Annotated in this window: 14 protein-coding genes; 7 read left to right on the forward strand and 7 right to left on the reverse strand. The window is 41.7% G+C overall.

All coding sequences use genetic code 11. The features are described from left to right. The first annotated feature begins 85 nt into the window (after positions 1-85). Together HGG78_RS15830 and HGG78_RS15835 are read left to right on the forward strand one after the other, a co-directional pair. Complete coding sequence (locus HGG78_RS15830) at positions 86-352, forward strand: GrxA family glutaredoxin (RefSeq protein WP_172533475.1); 267 nt, start codon at positions 86-88, stop codon at positions 350-352. A 183-nt stretch (positions 353-535) separates the two neighbouring features. Next, a complete protein-coding gene (locus HGG78_RS15835; protein WP_172533476.1) occupies positions 536-2,218 on the forward strand; it encodes an aspartate:alanine antiporter in 1,683 nt (560 codons plus the stop codon). A gap of 103 nt (positions 2,219-2,321) precedes the next feature. Here the strand turns inward: HGG78_RS15835 and fabV are convergent, their stop codons facing one another. The 3 genes from fabV to psrA form a co-directional block, all read right to left on the reverse strand. After that, positions 2,322-3,524, reverse strand: coding sequence for an enoyl-ACP reductase FabV (fabV, locus tag HGG78_RS15840; RefSeq protein WP_172533477.1), 1,203 nt, complete (start codon positions 3,522-3,524; stop codon positions 2,322-2,324). Positions 3,525-3,689: 165 nt separating this feature from the next. Then, positions 3,690-5,972, reverse strand: a complete 2,283-nt coding sequence (locus HGG78_RS15845) for an acyl-CoA dehydrogenase (RefSeq protein ID WP_172533478.1) — start codon at positions 5,970-5,972, stop codon at positions 3,690-3,692. A 61-nt stretch (positions 5,973-6,033) separates the two neighbouring features. Beyond that, a complete protein-coding gene (gene psrA / locus HGG78_RS15850) occupies positions 6,034-6,660 on the reverse strand; it encodes a TetR family transcriptional repressor PsrA (RefSeq protein ID WP_172533479.1) in 627 nt (208 codons plus the stop codon). A gap of 480 nt (positions 6,661-7,140) precedes the next feature. Between psrA and HGG78_RS15855 the strand changes: the two genes are divergently transcribed. From HGG78_RS15855 to HGG78_RS15870, 4 genes are all read left to right on the forward strand, one after another. Continuing rightward, on the forward strand, positions 7,141-7,815 hold the full coding sequence (locus tag HGG78_RS15855) for a response regulator transcription factor (protein ID WP_053310025.1): 675 nt from the start codon (positions 7,141-7,143) through the stop codon (positions 7,813-7,815). Next, on the forward strand, positions 7,815-9,107 hold the full coding sequence (locus tag HGG78_RS15860) for a sensor histidine kinase (RefSeq protein WP_172533480.1): 1,293 nt from the start codon (positions 7,815-7,817) through the stop codon (positions 9,105-9,107). Before HGG78_RS15855 ends, HGG78_RS15860 begins: the two co-directional genes overlap by 1 nt. A gap of 75 nt (positions 9,108-9,182) precedes the next feature. Next, positions 9,183-10,082, forward strand: a complete 900-nt coding sequence (locus tag HGG78_RS15865; protein ID WP_172533481.1) for a 1-aminocyclopropane-1-carboxylate deaminase/D-cysteine desulfhydrase — start codon at positions 9,183-9,185, stop codon at positions 10,080-10,082. 18 nt (positions 10,083-10,100) lie between these two features. Next, complete coding sequence (locus HGG78_RS15870; protein ID WP_422108892.1) at positions 10,101-10,409, forward strand: DUF1496 domain-containing protein; 309 nt, start codon at positions 10,101-10,103, stop codon at positions 10,407-10,409. Between the two features lie 44 nt (positions 10,410-10,453). On the opposite strand, the gene HGG78_RS15875 is transcribed toward HGG78_RS15870, so the two are convergent. From HGG78_RS15875 to HGG78_RS15885, 3 genes are all read right to left on the reverse strand, one after another. Continuing rightward, complete coding sequence (locus tag HGG78_RS15875; RefSeq protein ID WP_172533482.1) at positions 10,454-11,797, reverse strand: diguanylate cyclase domain-containing protein; 1,344 nt, start codon at positions 11,795-11,797, stop codon at positions 10,454-10,456. Next, positions 11,794-12,804: an ABC transporter substrate-binding protein gene (locus tag HGG78_RS15880; RefSeq protein WP_422108893.1), complete on the reverse strand. Its 1,011-nt coding sequence runs from the start codon at positions 12,802-12,804 to the stop codon at positions 11,794-11,796. Before HGG78_RS15880 ends, HGG78_RS15875 begins: the two co-directional genes overlap by 4 nt. A 422-nt stretch (positions 12,805-13,226) precedes the next feature. Continuing rightward, a complete protein-coding gene (locus HGG78_RS15885) occupies positions 13,227-14,408 on the reverse strand; it encodes a chemotaxis protein (protein ID WP_172533484.1) in 1,182 nt (393 codons plus the stop codon). Between the two features lie 479 nt (positions 14,409-14,887). Here HGG78_RS15885 and HGG78_RS15890 point away from each other — a divergent pair, with 479 nt between their 5' ends. Continuing rightward, positions 14,888-15,322 carry a hypothetical protein gene (locus HGG78_RS15890; protein WP_172533485.1) on the forward strand — a complete coding sequence of 145 codons (435 nt, stop codon included), beginning with the start codon at positions 14,888-14,890 and terminating at the stop codon, positions 15,320-15,322. 5 nt (positions 15,323-15,327) lie between these two features. On the opposite strand, the gene HGG78_RS18875 is transcribed toward HGG78_RS15890, so the two are convergent. After that, positions 15,328-15,644, reverse strand: a 317-nt coding sequence (locus tag HGG78_RS18875; RefSeq protein ID WP_216835639.1) for a hypothetical protein, incomplete at its 5' end; no start/stop codon positions are given.

Consider the following 15,644-nt stretch of genomic DNA (forward strand, 5'->3'; position numbering starts at 1 on the left):
ACCTATTGAAACAACAGGTGATTGCCACTTTATTTCCTTTCTTGAATCGTGCATAGTTGCACCAAACAGAATAAAGGAGAAAGCTATGTTCGTTGTTATTTTCGGCCGTCCTGGTTGCCCTTACTGTGTTCGTGCTAAAGAACACGCGGATACATTGAAACTGAAGCGTGATGACTTCAACTACCGTTATGTTGATATCCATGCAGAAGGGATCAGCAAGGCCGATTTAGAAAAAACTGTCGGTAAGCCAGTGGAAACTGTGCCACAAATCTTTATTGACCAAGAGCATATTGGCGGCTGCACCGAATTTGAAGCTTACGCGAAAGAACATTTAGGCCTATTCGACGAATAAAAGCTGAAAACATTAGAACCCGCTGATATAGCGGGTTTTTGCTATTTGGTATAAATAAATCCTGCTCTTATTTGATCGGGTCAATGAATTGTCAAATATCAAAAATATCACTTATCTTTTTGCAATATTAAGATACAATTCCCACACTTAACCTACCTCTTGGCACACATAATGAGTTGAGCCGTGAATATCGACGTCGTACTTTTGCTTGAACAGAACCCCATTCTTCTTATTTTTGTTGTCTTAGCGATTGGCCTAGCATTTGGCAAAATTCGTTTTGGTAGCTTGCAACTGGGTAATTCCATCGGTGTATTGATCACATCGTTAATTATGGGACACCTTGGTTTCTCATTTAATGCCGAAGCATTGACCATTGGTTTTATGCTGTTTATTTATTGTGTCGGTATTGAAGCTGGCCCAAACTTCTTTGGCATTTTCTTTCGAGATGGGAAGCACTATCTTATTTTAAGTTTGGTGGTTTTGGTCACCGCAACTTGGATTACCTATTTTGGTAGCTACTATCTCAATCTCGATTTTGGCCTAGCGGCTGGTATGATGGCTGGTGCATTAACCTCAACACCAGTCCTAGTCGGTGCGCAAGATGCTCTAAATTCAGGGCTAGCAACTGTGCCAAGGTCGATGGATCTCTCTCTTATTTTAGATAATGTCTCTGTGGGTTATGCGATGGCTTATCTGATTGGCCTTATCAGCATGATTATGTTTGCCAAGCTATTGCCTAAATTACAGAAACAAAATTTATCTGACTCTGCTCAGCAAATTGCCCAAGAACGTGGCTTAGGCGGCAGTGGCCAACGTAAGGTCTATCTACCGATTATTCGTGCCTACCGTGTTGGACAAGAACTGATTAACTGGGTTGATGGCCGTAACCTGCGTGAACTTGGTGTTTATCGCCAAACTGGCTGCTATATTGAACGTATTCGCCGTAATGGTATCCTCGCCCACCCTGATGGTGACGCCATATTGCAAGAAGGTGATGAGATAGCGCTGGTGGGTTTCCCTGACAGCCATGCTCGACTGGACCCAAGTTTTCGAAATGGCAAAGAGGTTTTTGACCGCAACCTGCTTGACCTGCGTATCTCTGAAGAAGAGATCGTCGTTAAAAGTGACAGTATTGCGGGAAAACGCCTATCGGACCTGAATTTATCGGAATACGGTTGTTTTCTTAACCGAGTAATTCGCGCTCAGATTGAGATGCCAATGGACTTAGACATCGTACTCGCTAAAGGGGATGTGTTACAGGTCAGTGGCGAAAAAAGCCGCGTACAAGGGTTAGCAGACAAAATTGGTTTCATTTCGATTCACAGTCAAATGGCTGATTTATTAGCGTTTTGTAGCTTCTTTATTATTGGTATTTTATTTGGCTTAATTACCATGACTTTTGGTCAGGTTTCATTCGGTCTTGGTAATGCCGTAGGGCTATTACTTTCAGGTATTATGCTCGGTTTTTTAAGGGCTAATCACCCAACCTTTGGCTATGTTCCTCAAGGTGCACTGAATATGGTCAAAGATCTCGGCTTGATGTTCTTCATGGTCGGTATCGGATTAAGCGCAGGTGGAAAAATGTTCGAGCACCTCGCTGACGTTGGTATTCAGGTGATTGGCTTAGCTTTCTTAGTCAGTGTAGTACCAGTGGTTTTTGCTTACTTAGTGGGTGCTCATATTTTAAAAATGAACCGTGCTCTGCTGTTTGGCGCGATCATCGGTGCGCGTACGTGTGCTCCAGCGATGGATATTGTCAATGACTATGCCAAGTCGACCATTCCAGCTTTGGGCTATGCTGGCACCTATGCGATAGCCAATATATTGATGACGTTAACCGGTACGATCTTAATTCTGCTCAGCTAGATAATACCTCTTTCCAAAGAAGAGGGGTTAGGGTTGCAAAACTAAAAGAGGCACTCGTTTCTGAGTGCCTCTTTGCATTTGACGTACGATTAAATAAATATGATTAGATATCAATCACATCAAATTTAACTGCTGTCTCAACATCGGCTTCGTAATCAACACCTTCCACACCAAAACCAAACAGTTTCAAGAACTCTTCTTTATACTCAACGTAATCCGTCAGTTCTTTTAGGTTTTCAGTGGTGATTTGCGGCCACAATTCACGACAATGTTGTTGGATATCCTCACGCAATTCCCAGTCATCTAGGCGCAGACGATTTTCCTCATCAACTTCTGCGGCACTGCCGTCTTCTTTATAAAGACGTTGACTGAACATGCGGTAGATTTGTTCCATACAACCTTCATGTACGCCCTGCTCTCGCATCTTCTTGAACACCATGGCGATATATAAAGGCATAACAGGAATCGCCGAACTCGCTTGAGTCACAACCGATTTAAGAACAGCAACATTTGCCGTACCACCAATTGCCGATAGTTTCTCATTGAGTTCAGCGGCTGCACGGTCTAGATCCATCTTGGCTTTACCAAGTGCGCCATCCCAATAGATCGGCCATGTCAATTCTGTACCAATGTAGCTATACGCTACGGTCTTACAACCTTGCGCAAGCACACCTGCATCAGATAGAGCCTTAATCCATAACTCCCAATCCTGACCACCCATTACTGTGATTGTGTCTTCAATCTCCTGCTCAGTCGCAGGTTCAACACTGGCTTCAATAATAGTGTCTTTATTGGTATCAACCGCCGTTGATGTGTAAGTTTGACCAATAGGCTTTAGCGATGAACGAACCAATTCGCCAGTCTCTGGTAACTTACGCACTGGAGAAGCTAACGAATAAACCACCATATCAACTTGACCTAGGTCTTGTTTAATCAGTTCAATCGTCTTTTCTTTAGCTTCGTTAGAAAATGCATCACCATTTAGGCTTTTCGCATATAAACCCGCTTCATGAGCAAGTTTGTCAAACGCAGCCGCATTGTAGAAACCGGCAGTTCCTGGTTTCTTCTCTGTCGCTGGTTTTTCAAAGAAAACCCCGATAGTCGCAGCATTACCACCAAAGGCTGCTGCAATACGAGAAGACAGGCCATAACCACTTGATGAGCCCACAACAAGTACACGCTTAGGTGCATTTTTAATTGGACCTTGCGCTTTAGTGTAAGCAATTTGTTCTTTTACATTAGCTTCACAACCCACTGGGTGCGTTGTCGTACAGATAAATCCGCGAATTTTAGGTTTGATGATCATATTCAACTTCCTTCAAAAATCTCAGCTAGGATAAAAGTTTCGCCCACAAATCTCACCTTATTTCTTTCAAAATAAGCAGAAATTGCAAGTGGTTGGATCACTGCTTCCCAAAAAACAAAGGCACCCTTGATAGGTGCCTTAATTAATCAGCGTTCTTTTTACTCGCTACGCGACGTTATTTAGCTTTGGCTTTCCCGGCTTATTGGTCATTACCTCGCTAAAATCATGACTAAAATGGTCAACTTGTATTGCCTTATAACGCAATTTATCAGCTTCTAAAATTTGCTCAACTTCAGTTTGAGTCAGAACGTTGGCTTGTAAAGCCTGAGCAAGCCTATCAGCCAGTACGCCTTTGCGGGCAACTTTACCCTCTTTGGCAGCGCGGAACAGCTTACGCTCAAGGCTATTAATACCGTACATAGCTAAAAAAGCTTGTTCCATTAATCCGACACTGTCATTTTCTTCTTCTCCGATGTAGCAGAGATGTGTAAGACGATCACGGTGAGCACCTGGTGTCATTAGGCTTTCTGCTAATTTAATTGACAATTCATCGCTCGGTTTTGCAAAATGATTCCCCAATGGGAATACCAATATTTTTAATAAACGTCCAACAACTTTAGTCGGAAAGTTTGTATAGGCTTCTTGCAATGACTGAGCCGCATGATGCAAACAGTGTTGAACAGCGTAGTGCACGTAATCGAGGTCAGCCTGTTGACGTCCTTCATCTTCGTATTTTTTCAGCGTCGCTGATGCCATGTACAGGTAACTTAGACCATCGCCCAAGCGCGCGGAAATCATTTCTTTACGTTTAAGCTCACCACCTAGAGTCAACATGGCAAAATCTGCACTCACCGCTAGAGCACGACTCATACGGGTTAACTGCTGATAATAAGTTTTAGTTGGTCCACTCATATCTGCTTTAATAAAACGTGAACCTGTCAACGCAGCGCCCACAGCACCGAACGTGTTCTTGGTAGCATGAGCGATATGTTTAAACAGCAGCTTGTCGAAATCTTTAGCGCCTTGCTTAACATCTGGGTTGGCCGCCGCTTCCATTTCCTTCAGTACATAAGGGTGGCAACGCGTTGCGCCTTGACCAAAAATCATTAAGTTACGAGTCAGAATATTCGCCCCTTCCACCGTAATCGCAACGGGAATACCTAGATAATGCGTACCTAAATAATTCATTGGACCATCTTGAATCGCACGCCCAGAATGAATATCCATCGAATCATTTAAGATCGTACGGGCAATTTCCGTCATGTGATATTTAGCAATCGCGGTCACAATACCCGGCTTTTCTTTAAGGTCTAGTGAGGTCGTTGTCAACGTGCGCGTCGCTTCCAATAAATAAGTTAGCCCACCAATACGTCCTAATGCTTCAGCAACACCTTCAAATTTACCTATCGACATTCCGAACTGTTTACGAACATAAGCGTAAGCACCCGTTGTGCGAGAAGTCAGATGACCAATTGCCGTTCCCAATGCAGGTAGAGAAATACCACGCCCAGCAGATAAGCATTCAACCAACATTCGCCAACCTTTACCTGCATAATCCGCACCGCCAATCAGCCAATCCATTGGTATGAAAACATCTTGTCCACGAGTCGGGCCATTCATAAAAGCAAGGCCAAGTGGGTCATGACGTTCGCCAATTTCAACCCCTTTATGATTAGCAGGAATGAGAGCACAGGTAATGCCAATATCTTCTTTGTCACCCAATAACTTGTCAGGATCACTCAGCTTAAATGCCAGACCTAATACGGTTGCCACCGGAGCGAGCGTTATATAACGCTTGTTCCAGCTCAGCTTGATACCAAGCACTTCTTTACCTTCATGCTTACCATAGCAAACCACGCCTTGATCAGGAATACCACCAGCATCAGAGCCCGCTTCAGGGCCTGTCAAAGCAAAACAAGGGATATCGGTACCATCAGCAAGACGCGGTAACCAATAATCTTTTTGCTCTTCTGTACCGTAGTGAGAAAGCAGTTCACCAGGCCCAAGCGAGTTTGGTACCATAACGGTAACAGCGGTACTGATACTACGAGTCGCAATACGTGACACAATTGTAGAGTTCGCTAATGCTGAAAATTCTCGGCCACCATAAGCTTTAGAAATGATAAGAGAAAAGAAACGCTCCTTACGTAAGAATTCCCATACCTCTTTAGGTAAATCACGATCTTCTTTTACGATCTTGTGATCATCTAGCATTGATAGCAGGGTTTCTAACTCGTTATCAATGAAAGATTGCTCTTCACTTGATAACGTTGGTTTAGGGTAATGATGCAGCTTTTTGAAATCTGGCTTGCCAGAAAATAGCTCCCCATCCCACCAAACACTCCCGGCTTCCATCGCTTCTTTTTCCGTATCAGATAACGGTGGCAATACCTGTTTAAACAGTTTAAAAGCTGGGTCGCTTATCCATTTTCTTCGTAGAGAGCTCATAGTTCAGATCCTTTTGTTCACTTGGATTTTTACTGCTTTATTATAATAAATAGTTGGGTAGTTACTCAGCAGCCACACCGGCAGCCAAATAGGGAATTATCATGTCAACTACGGTTTTTACATCCACTTGTGTGCCAAAATCATTCTCGGCAATATCGGCCAAGGCTTGGCTTGAAGCCATAGTAAAAACACAAGTACCTAACGTGAAATGCAAGCGCCAGAAAAGTGTTTCAGGCGTTAAACTTGGGTTGGCTTTCAACACTGACTGTGTGAAAAGTGACAACACCTCACTATAACGAGTGGTGATAAACCAACGTAAATGACCTTGCACATCGGTATAACCTCTTCCTATCAACAACATAAAACGACTCGTACCATTAGGCCTTAAATCATTTAAGTACCTAAGTGGGGCACGTAAAGATTCAAAAACATCGGCCATGCTGTATTGTTCTTGGGTATTCAATGTCATTAAGGCTTCGTTAACGGCAGGCATGAAAGCCTCTAAATAACGATTCAGTACCGCACGAACTAATGTTTTTTTGTCACCAAAGTGATAATTAACAGAGGCCAAGTTCACGCCAGCTTTACTGGTAATAGCTCTTAACGAAGTATCGTTGAAGCCATGCTCAGCAAACAATCCTTCGGCTACATCTAGGATTTTATCTTTGGTGCTACTTCTTGATGCCATTTCAATCACTCGTATCAAACACGTGTTTGAAATATACTATTGCCACATTTAATTAACAAGCAATTAACATCACACTTTTGAAAGATGGTCTGACCAGAATTGTGGGGAACTTAGACAACTGATTGAATTTATTTAATTTAAAAAATCGATGGAAAATTTTTAATAAAAAAGTGAACTCATTGAGAAAAGCTTAGTCTGAATAGGTGTAGTTAACAGAGCATCAAGAGTTTTACAGGCCGTCGAATTTTTCTTCTTACTGATAACTACGCCACTGCTTTTTCTTATTTAACTCCTATGTTTATTTGTATCCGCCCAGTGCCTTTTGCTCTGGGCTTTTTTTTATGTCTCATAACGCGGTTTTTCTGCTGAGATTTGACAACGAAAATCAACTTAAAAGACAAAGCTCACCTCACCAATCACTCCTTTTCATTTCGTGGTTCACGATGCACTATAGGTAAGTAAGAAAAAGAAGGTAGCGTCATGAAAAAAATACTCCTTATTGAAGATAACCGCGAAGTCGCAGGCATTTTGTTTGATTATTTCGAAAGCCTCGGCATGGAACTCGATTATGCCGATAACGGTGAGCTAGGACTAACCTTGGCGACAAGCCAATCATTTGACATCATTATTTTAGACTTGATGCTGCCACGTATGAATGGCCTGACGATTTGTGAAAAGTTACGTGAAATGGGCAATATCACGCCTATTTTGATGTTAACTGCATTAGACAGCCGTGAGGATATGCTCGAAGGATTTAAGTATGGTGCTGATGATTATCTAACCAAGCCTTTTGACCTCGCTATTTTAGAAGCAAGAATGCGCGCATTAACCAACCGCTACCGAGGAAATGTCGCCAATAGCATGCTCTGTTATGGCTCGCTCTCTATCGACCAACACACGCGCCGAGCACTTCGGGAGGGAAAAGCCTTAGCGCTCAACCCAACCACTTATACCATTTTGGAAATGCTCTGTTCACGAGCACCTAATGTGGTATCACGAGAAGAGATAGCTCGACAATTATGGCCGGAATGCGAACCTGAAAATGATGTATTACGAAGCCATATTTACCAACTTAGAAATCAACTAGATAAACCCTTTCCTCAACCTATGTTGATTACTGTACCTAAGGTTGGGTTTCGGTTAGAGGAAGCGTAATGCGCCGTTCTATAATCAATAATACGCGGACACTGACAGGCCGTTTAGCTCTGTTTTTCACAGGCTTATCCTTGGTCTTAGGCTTTGTGATTTATGCAATTTTTTATACCACATTACATTGGTCAGAAGACCGTGTTGGCGAGCGCCGCATCCTGATAGACAAAGAAGAGGCAATCTATCGTTTTAATCACGGCGAGTCTGGATATGTAAAAATTGATATCTTAACTGATGCCTATAATGATCTGGAATTGGTTCCTAGCTACTACAAACAGAAATACATTGATCATGACACTTTTTTAGGAGAAATAGGAGAAGGAGAAAGCTCACGCATGGTTCTATTCGGTTCGTATTACCATGAAGGTGAAAAAAAACCGTTAATTCTATTAAGTAAAATTGACGAATTAGAATTCCGAACGGGTGAACTATTTTTCTCTGGCATTATTGTTTTGTCGTGCGTTGCGGCGCTGATGCTCATATTTGGCGGGTTGTTATACCGCCTCTCACGCCACCTAATCGAACCAATTAATAATTTAATTGATCAATTGAACAATCATAAAGGTAACGCACAGCATACCTTTACGATTTCTGACGGGGCTGCAACCGAATTTGAATTACTCACGAAAAAAATGAACCAATATCGCAGTGACATTCAGTTATTAATAAAACGAGAGCAATCCTTTGGCCGATACGCTAGTCATGAGCTAAGAACGCCGCTCACCATCATTAAGGGAGCCAATGCATTACTTGCATTAAACCCTGTATCCGAGTTTCAAAAGCGCCAATTGGTTAGAATTGAAGATGCAACATCACAAATGAGCACTATTGTCGACGCTCTACTTGGCTTGGTTCGCTATGAACGCAACCCCCCAAGCGCTCCTAATCGTCTGTTACTACAGCATGAAGTCATTGCAACAATTAACAATAGCAGAATGCAAGCCGGTGATAAAAACATTGATATTGAGTTTATTTTTCACAGTTCACCTTCCATTAAAGCGACCGCTCCGGTCATTGAAATGATTGTCGGTAATCTACTACGAAATGCTATTGCCGCGACACGCCAAGGTAAAATAACTATCACACTTAGCCAAGCTGAACTCATTATCCAAGACCAAGGTATGGGGCTGTCCGATCAATCGAGCGAGGATGGACATGGTTTGGGGCTACTGATCGTTAGCGACCTCTGCCAACGTTATGGTTGGTTTTTTAGCCTCAGTAATCATGAGCAAGGCGGATGCATTGCTCGTATCTGCTTTCAAGAAGAACATGCCGGCGAGAAACCATTAAACGAATAATGACCTTACCCTGTGAAGCTGCACTGAAGGAAAGATAAGTATATACTGCCGCACTGTTTTATGTAGGCTCTGATAATGAAACTATCCGACACTCCTATCACGCAGCACATTTTTGCTAATAAGCATTTTTATTTAAAACGTGATGACCAGTTGCACAGCCATTTCTCTGGTAATAAGGCCAGAAAATTTATGGCGCTGTTAGATACTAAAGATGAGATCACAACGACGTTAATCAGCTATGGGTCCGTACAAGCCAATTCATTATACTCAATGGCTGCGCTGGCCAATATAAAGGGCTGGTCCTTTGAGTTTTATGTCGACCGCATCCCGTCATGGCTCAAGCAAAAACCGATTGGTAATTACCGTGGAGCACTTGATCTCGGCGCAAAAATCGTTGAAGTGAGTGGCGTTTCCCCAGTGCCTATCCACCCTGAAGAATATATTCGCACGCAGCGGCAGCCTGATTCTCATTGCTTGGTGATGCCTGAAGGTGGGCGCTCACCGATCGCTAAAGTGGGTATTAAACAGCTCGCGATGGAAATTCTTAATTGGGCACGATTTGAGAACAAACAATCGTTTGTGGTTGCACTTCCCTCTGGTACTGGAACAACCGCGTTATTTCTCCACAAATATTTAAAGCCACATGGTATTGAGGTGCTCACTTGCTCATGTGTCGGGGGTAATGACTATCTGACCAAACAGTTTGATGACTTAGGAGAAAGCGACCACCCAATCATATTATCTCCAAACAAAAAACATCACTTTGGGCAATTGTATGCCGCTGACTACCACGTTTGGCAGCAACTCCTAGAACAAACACATGTTGAGTTTGATCTACTCTACGACCCATTAATGTGGCAATGCTTGCTGCCTTGGATGCAAGATAACCCACAGCAATCTATTATTTATATTCACCAAGGTGGGCTGCTAGGAAACGAAAGCATGCTACCTCGCTACCAACGCAAATTCGGTTAAGCTAACAAAACGAGGAACATGATGATGCTGAGAACTTGTTTATCTGGACTTAGAAACTGCTCGTGGAGCTGCTATCTTCTTTCTACATTGCTTATTGCGCCGTTGACCGTCACTGCAAAAGTAATCTCAACACCATCTAACCCGTTGGTAGTGACTGGTACAGGAAAATCGCAGCAGCGAGTCTGCTACTACAATGACAAAGCGTATTCAATTGGTGCGGTATTGCAAGTGGGTGAAGTCTACATGCTATGCAAAGAAGCAAACGATTTCGAAAAAAATGGCGCATTACGCTGGGCAATATTAGAAAAAACCAAGCAAGAAGAATAAACGTGAGCCTGCAAACATCACGATTCTATTTTTCGGCCTATTTATTAGCTAACCTTATCTTCCATAGTGAATACGCCGCTATGATGTTCAAGGTTCTGACAATAGGTATTTCCCGGCACCTGTTTAGCCTCATACATCGCTTCGTCGGCAAGCTTCATCAACTTGTGGCTATTTTCCGATTGTAGTGGAAAGTAACTAATGCCAATACTGACACCAACGCACAACAACTCATCGTTAAACTCGATCGGTTGCCCTATTGCTTGGATCACTTGTCTAACTTTTTGATAAACAAACTCATAATCATCGATAAGATCTAAACAGATCACAAATTCATCGCCCCCCAGCCTACCAGAGAAATCCGAGCGACGAATACTTGCATCTATCCTAATCGCAACCTGTTTCAAGATTTCGTCGCCAGCGCTATGCCCTTTACTATCGTTAATCGCTTTAAAATTATCTAAATCCATGAAAAGAAGAGCAAGTTTTACCCCCGTCCTGTTCGCTTTGATAATCGCACTCTCCAGCGATTTTTCAAACGCTCGGCGGTTACGCAGACCAGTTAACGGATCATGTTCAGATAAAAATAGTAACTGCTCTTTCTGTTTTTGCAACTCAGAGGTTTGACGCTCCACTTCCAACTGCAGTTCATCTTTGGTTATGGTCGTTATCTTCAATGACTCTTTCATGCGGTTAAAGAAAGCGGCTAAAGCTTCAAACTCAGCATCTAAGCTTGCCGATACAATTTTACTGTTCAAGTCTCCTTGAGCTAATTCAAAAATACCTTGTTTTATCGTGGCAAACCCAGCTTTGAAACGTTTCAATATAAGCCAAGCTATCCCACTCACTAATATTGAAAAAAACAATAATTTCAAGGCACTCGCAACTACAGTGGCACGTTGGTTGTCAGTGCTTCGAATCAAAACAGATTTTTGTAGATAAAACAATTCTTCAGTCATACTTTGCACCAACATGTTGTAGCGAGAATGCAAAAGCCCTTTCGCATTGATATATGAATTTGATGCTGTCTGTGAGATTTGATTTGAGGCGAGAGTTTTTTCTTGCTGTAGCAATACCGCTAAACTGGTATTCATCCGTTGTAAATTGGTAATGTGTTTTTCCATCATATGGTGGTTTGATAATTTCTCTGACAAATTTTGTTGGGCAATCTCCACTTGCTCCAAGCTCGCGTCATCAGAATACTGCAAAAATATCCACAACTGGCTACGCAATAAATCCACACACTGTTGAATTTGTATAATATCTTCTAACTCTTTTTTAGTGTGTTCTTGCTCTGTCAATACACTCCATAACGAAAAAACAATTAGTAGCACAAGGAAGAAAGTGGAGGCGAACAACAATGTCAGCTTTCGAGAAAGTGAACTTATCATTTGATCGATACCTCACTATGCAATACTTCTTCTAGCGGTTTAGAAAATAACACTGATCTAAAATCGGGCTTATTACCCGCAACTAAACGTGCATCAATAGCCCACCGAGCCTGCAGTTGAATATTTGATAATAATGCGTTGCCCAAAGACAAACGAAAGACATAATCATCCCACGACCACTTTAGCTGATGTAACCGTATGCCAAGAGCCTTAGAAACAATCAGCATCGACTGCTCAGTATTTAGGCTGATCCATTCATTGGCATCTTTTAACGCGAGTAAAATTGAAACAATTTCATCATGTGAGCTGTAAGCGGTTTCTTTCATCGAAAGCAAATTAAATGACAAATGATAGATCCCAAGTAAACCTAAATTGAGTACATCAGATGACGCAGTCACTTCCGTTTTATAACCGTAAGGTTCCCAAGCTGAAATGGCATCCACCTCAAATGCAAACAGAGCTGAGTTAAGCTCTTGAGCTGGTAAATACACTTTTTCAACGGGCATATCTTTCAGATCATTGGCGATCAAAAGAGAGTCAAAATAAAATTCACTCGCACTGGCTTTAACTATCCCAACACGCTTTCCTTTCAGATCACTTAACTTGCCTATTGCCAACGACTCTAAGGTCAATAATTTTAAATCGTTGTCCGACTCAACAAAGCTCGTCAACAATGCAAAATCATCTCGCTTAAACAGTTCAAACACGACTACAGATTCTGAAGCCGTAGCATAATCAACCTGACCTTCAAATAATGCTTGAGAACATGCAACCCCGCCCATACAAGGAATCAACTCAACATTAACTCCATGTTTAGCAAAAAAACCTTGCTGAAAAGCAATAAAAAATGGTGAAGATAGCGGTGTTTGAGACACCCCAATTTTGATTATTCTATTATTCGTCAGCGTCTGTTTTTCATGTCCCTTAACAGCCCACAACAGTGTGATGACCAACAATACAACAATCGATATGACGACCTTGCCAACAACGCTTGCCTTTCTCTTCATAGTGCCCACAGCCAACTTATAAAATGAGTTTTATATAGGATAGTTTAGCCATGAATTGAAATAATTCTAAAGCAAAGCGCAATATAATAATGTTTGAATATACCCTTCCTATTTGAAGCTGCAGCGGTGTTGGCTACATTCGCTCACCCCAATCACATAGCTTATCTATGCTCATGGGGATGAACTCACTGGCCGCCTACCTGCAACTTCAAATGGTTTGGGTATAAATTATGAAGATGAGACAATAGGCCAAAGTATCTAGGCTAATGCTCACTAAAGATATGCCTGAAGGTTAGCAATGCGCATAAACGCAAGCTTTAAGGAGAGAAGTACACAAACTCTTGCTGAGCGGAGCTCCGGCACTTCTCATGTATTCACTACAGCAATGGAAAAACCTTTAAATTTTAAAACCATTGATAGAATTATTGCGACGCCTTTCCTCTTGCCGAGCGTTTACCAAAATGATAACCAAGCCCAAGAGGAGCAAAGAAAATAGCGATAATAAATAACACAAAATAGACAATGGTACTTTTGATTAATTCGATCAACTTATCCATGGCTAAAGTCAGTATATCTTGCGATATCACCTCTAGATCTTGAGCGAATTTCTCTCTCTCATCCGATACAATAACAGCTAGTGCTTTACGCTCTCGTTCGACCATATTGATCAACTCAATGCGCTCTCTTGCAACCATGTCATCCAATGCTTGCCTTTGCACACTCAGTTGTGCCAGTTTTTCGTCTGTTTTAGTGTCAATATCATTCACTAATGGTTGTAATTCAATCGCCATTTGTTCCGCTAAGTTACGCATGTAATCAGGATTATTTTCAATAAAGTTTTGAAAAGCATCAGAACTTTTTCTAAGGCTATCTAATGTTATCGTCAGCTCTTCAACGCTCGCATTACTATTGAGAGCAAGCAGTTTTGCTTTCCACGACATCAGCTTAAATGTTTGATCTGAAGCCAAGCTGACACGGTCAGAGATATCACCAAGCGCTTCTGGCATCGACCCTAACGTAGTGACCACTTCATCTGCATCGATATTATTTGCTACTAACCACGCTCTATAAGCAGGAGTGCGTGGAAAGGTTAAGTCCGTAAAAGGATGCGCTTGCGAGAATTGAGTAACAAACGCTTGGCTTTGTCGGTAAGCATCACCTTTGAGTAAAGATTTTGCCAGTTCATCGATACTGTTTTTCAACTGAATGGATACATTTTGTGCATGCTCAGTTTTAAACAGTGAATCCCCAGCTTGTGATTGGAAAAATTGCTCCATTTGATAAGTAAATACCCAGCTATCTATCAGGGCTGCCATAGGCGAAACCTGATAGGCAGAACGCTGCATACCTTCTTCAGCGTTAATCTTCCACAGTAATACGTAAGACTGATTCACTTGATCATTACTGTCGTATGTTGCCGCAATGTCATCTGCAGACTGTTCAACCAGAGAGAAAAACTGTTGCGCATACTCTCTAGTCAAAATTCTCGTATTCAGTTCTTGCTTGGTTAACGGTGTTGGGCCATCAAGTTTTACTTCCAATAATGAACAGGCACTAAGCCCCATGGCGATGATGAGCGAAATAAAAACGCGATAAAAGAACATGATGACCTCAAACCTAACTGATTGTTGCTATTGATATATACCCAAACCACTTGAAGTTGCAGGTAGGCAGAAAGTGAGTTCATCCCCATAAGCATAGATAAACTATGTGATTGGGGTGAGCGAATGCAGCCAACACCGCTGCAATTTCAAGTCGGAGGGTATAATGAATTTCCAGCACAGTATAGCGTTTGGGTTATGGAAGTCAGCATATTTTCAGATAAACTATGCCACGAAAGCCTAACAACTAGCCTCTCTTTTTAAACTACCTTAATACACCACTGGCTAGCACTGCTACCTACAGTACAAATAACCATTCAAAGTGATTAATCTGTTCAGTATTTGAAACAATGTTGTTCGTGTCCCGTTCTTTATTAACGCCTTAAATTCATTATTCTTATCAGCACCTTGTAATACAATAAACATGAAAAACTTTATGGGGTGGCTTAGCATCTCTTTAATAAAATTCTTATAAAATCAGGATGATTTATTCCAAACCTGTTTTTATGGTGATGAGCGAGGGGGATAGAGTGATAGATAAAGCTTATGCCAGTTCTATATTTACACAAACGTTTGTACACCCAAATTCGAGGCTTATTTGGCTAGGGGATACGCCACCAGAAGAAAAACGAGTTTATTCATTTTCAATGAGCTTGCCCGAACTAAAAATCAGTGAAAGTTCGCATATGGGGGCTCTCTTTTCTCCCAAAAATCAGGAATATGGGCAAAACGGACGCAACCGTATTTGTAGTAATGGACAGAGAGAAGAACATGAACAGGCTTGCTTATCTGGTGAAGAAGTATGGTATGCCTCTTATGGCTATATTGAAGAGGGAAAAATCCATGCTCGGCTGACTTATAACCCCTATTTTGATCAAACAATGCAATTACTTGATCAAATGATCATGGAAAAATAGCGTCATTATTCATGAATAAACTGATAAGGCGCTCCTACTTGAAGTTGAAAGTGAGTGAATCCCCATACTATGTGATTGGGGTGAGTAAACGTAGCTAACACCGCTGCAACTTCAAGTAAGAAAGGTATATCCCCCCAATACCAATTCCCAAAACAGCTTTTATCCAAAAATGGTATTCTCGACATCGCAATTTGTATCACATCATCTCTAACTCCACACAATCTTGATCCCCTGCATGCATTATTAATGTTTTTTCTGACACCATTATTAATAGAAATTATGATGGTGTGGTGCATGCTAGGGAAATTAATCACCCCAGCAC

The sequence above is a fragment of the Vibrio aestuarianus genome, from assembly GCF_012395185.1.
Taxonomy (GTDB): domain Bacteria; phylum Pseudomonadota; class Gammaproteobacteria; order Enterobacterales; family Vibrionaceae; genus Vibrio; species Vibrio aestuarianus.

Coding starts and splice junctions, on each gene's coding strand:
- HGG78_RS15865 (WP_172533481.1), top strand. CDS start 9,183: ATGAAACTATCCGACACTCCTATCACGCAGCACATTTTTGCTAATAAG.
- HGG78_RS15860 (WP_172533480.1), top strand. CDS start 7,815: ATGCGCCGTTCTATAATCAATAATACGCGGACACTGACAGGCCGTTTA.
- HGG78_RS15880 (WP_422108893.1), bottom strand. CDS start 12,804: ATGAAGAGAAAGGCAAGCGTTGTTGGCAAGGTCGTCATATCGATTGTT.
- HGG78_RS15875 (WP_172533482.1), bottom strand. CDS start 11,797: ATGATAAGTTCACTTTCTCGAAAGCTGACATTGTTGTTCGCCTCCACT.
- HGG78_RS15870 (WP_422108892.1), top strand. CDS start 10,101: ATGATGATGCTGAGAACTTGTTTATCTGGACTTAGAAACTGCTCGTGG.
- psrA (WP_172533479.1), bottom strand. CDS start 6,660: ATGGCATCAAGAAGTAGCACCAAAGATAAAATCCTAGATGTAGCCGAA.
- HGG78_RS15885 (WP_172533484.1), bottom strand. CDS start 14,408: ATGTTCTTTTATCGCGTTTTTATTTCGCTCATCATCGCCATGGGGCTT.
- HGG78_RS15855 (WP_053310025.1), top strand. CDS start 7,141: ATGAAAAAAATACTCCTTATTGAAGATAACCGCGAAGTCGCAGGCATT.
- HGG78_RS15890 (WP_172533485.1), top strand. CDS start 14,888: ATGATTTATTCCAAACCTGTTTTTATGGTGATGAGCGAGGGGGATAGA.
- HGG78_RS15845 (WP_172533478.1), bottom strand. CDS start 5,972: ATGAGCTCTCTACGAAGAAAATGGATAAGCGACCCAGCTTTTAAACTG.
- HGG78_RS15830 (WP_172533475.1), top strand. CDS start 86: ATGTTCGTTGTTATTTTCGGCCGTCCTGGTTGCCCTTACTGTGTTCGT.
- fabV (WP_172533477.1), bottom strand. CDS start 3,524: ATGATCATCAAACCTAAAATTCGCGGATTTATCTGTACGACAACGCAC.